Origin of the sequence: Thauera sp. 2A1 (genome assembly GCF_009469595.2) — a bacterium.
GTDB lineage: Bacteria > Pseudomonadota > Gammaproteobacteria > Burkholderiales > Rhodocyclaceae > Thauera.
Genome location: NZ_SSXV01000094.1, coordinates 1 through 1,655, shown reverse-complemented (window position 1 = coordinate 1,655; position 1,655 = coordinate 1). Strand labels below are relative to the sequence as shown.

Sequence of the window (1,655 nt, the reverse complement as noted above, 5' to 3'; positions counted from 1 at the left end):
GCGCCGGGCGTGCCATGCATCCGGCGCACCTTGCGGATCGTCGGGCAGTTCGCCGCTGCGGCGGGCTGCGTCGAGCCGCGCGAGGAACTTGCCGCGAAACACCTGCGAGGCGGCCCGGACCGGAAACAGGAAGGTGGCGCCGCGCACCGGGGCGCGCCAGCCGCCCTCGGCGTCGAGCCCGCCGCAGGTGATCAGGGCGTGCACATGCAGGTGCATGCGCAGGTCCTGACTCCAGGTGTGGAGCACGAGGCTGAAACCGGGCACGGCGCTCAGCCAGCGCGGGTTGGCGGCGAGCTCGAGCAAGGTGGCCGCCGCACTGTCGAATAACGCGCCGTAGAGCCAGCGCGGGTGCCGGATCGCCAGTGGATTGAGCGCGTGGGGTAGCGTGAACACCCAGTGCGCGTAGGGCACCGGCAGCACCTCGCGCAGGCGCGCCGCGCGCCAGGCCTCCTTGGCCCGCGTCTGGCACTGCGGGCAATGGCGGTTGCGACATGAACGCCAGACATGGCGCTCGGCGCCGCAGTTCGCGCAACGCTCGCGCACACCGCCGAGCGCTGCGGTGCGGCAGTCGACGATGGCTCGCCAGGCCCGTGTCTGCACCGCCGACAGGGTGTGGCCTCGCCGGTAGTCTTCGCCGTGCGCGCGCAGAATGCCGGCCAGCGTGGGCCGGTCCATGGCCGCTCGGCCTCAGAGCCGGCGCAGCAGATCGAGCGGGCTGTCGTGTGGGATTGAACCCGGACGCGCCAGATGCAGGTAGCGCTGCGTGGTCGACAGGTGGCCGTGGCCCAGGAGCTTCGCGAGCGTGGCCAGATCGACGCCGGCCTCCAGCAGATGGGTGGCGAAGGCGTGGCGCAGCGTGTGGATGCCGCCCGTCTTGGTGATGCCTGCCCGATCGCGGGCACGGTAGTACGCACGTTGCGCACTGCTGACGTCGAATGGCCGGGCGGCGTCGGTGGTGCGAGGGAACAGCCAGTCGCGGGGTTTGCAGATGCGCCAATAGACGCGCAGCGCTTCGAGCAGGCTCGGACTGAGCAGCGTGTAGCGATCCTTGCCACCCTTGCCCGCCACCACCCGGATGCACATGCGATCCGGCGCGCTGTCGATGTCGGCGACGCGCAGCGCGCACACCTCGGACACCCGCAGCCCGGCCGCGTAGGCGGTCATTAACAGCGTGCGCGTGCGCAGATTGGCGGCCGCCTCGAACAGGCGCGCCAGTTCCTCGCGCGAGAGGATCTCCGGCTGTCGCTGTGGCGTGCGCGCGTAGGGAATCGCGATGGCTTCGGCCGTGCGGCCCAGCACGATGTCGAAGAAGAACTTCAGCGCGCACACGGCCTGGTTCACGGTCGTGTAGGCCAGGTGCCGCTCGGTGATCCGCTGCAGCAGCCAAGCCTTCACCTGCGCGGCATCGAGGCGGTCGGGACTGCAGTGGTAGTGCGCGGCCAACTGCGCAACCACCGACAGGTAGGCCTGCTGCGTGCGCCGTGCCAATCCGCGCAGCACCATCGCGTCGATCATCTGCTGACGTAAGGGGCTCATGACACTTCTCCTTGAACGCGGGGACATCCCCGGTTTCAAGGTAGGTCGTCGTCGCAGACGTCATGAAAAACGCGGTGGCGCTTGGGTTCGCGGCCACCGCGTCAGCGGTTTAGTTCAAC

2 protein-coding genes are annotated in these 1,655 nt (G+C 69.6%); both read right to left on the bottom strand.

The window, feature by feature from the left end; genetic code table 11:
* On the bottom strand, positions 1-675 hold a 675-nt coding region (locus GH664_RS22595; RefSeq protein WP_194270484.1), incomplete at its 3' end, for a transposase zinc-binding domain-containing protein.
* Positions 676-687: 12 nt separating this feature from the next.
* Positions 688-1,536 (bottom strand): site-specific integrase, encoded by an 849-nt coding sequence (locus GH664_RS22590; RefSeq protein WP_153170293.1) that lies wholly within the window; start codon positions 1,534-1,536, stop codon positions 688-690.
* Positions 1,537-1,655: the final 119 nt, after the last annotated feature.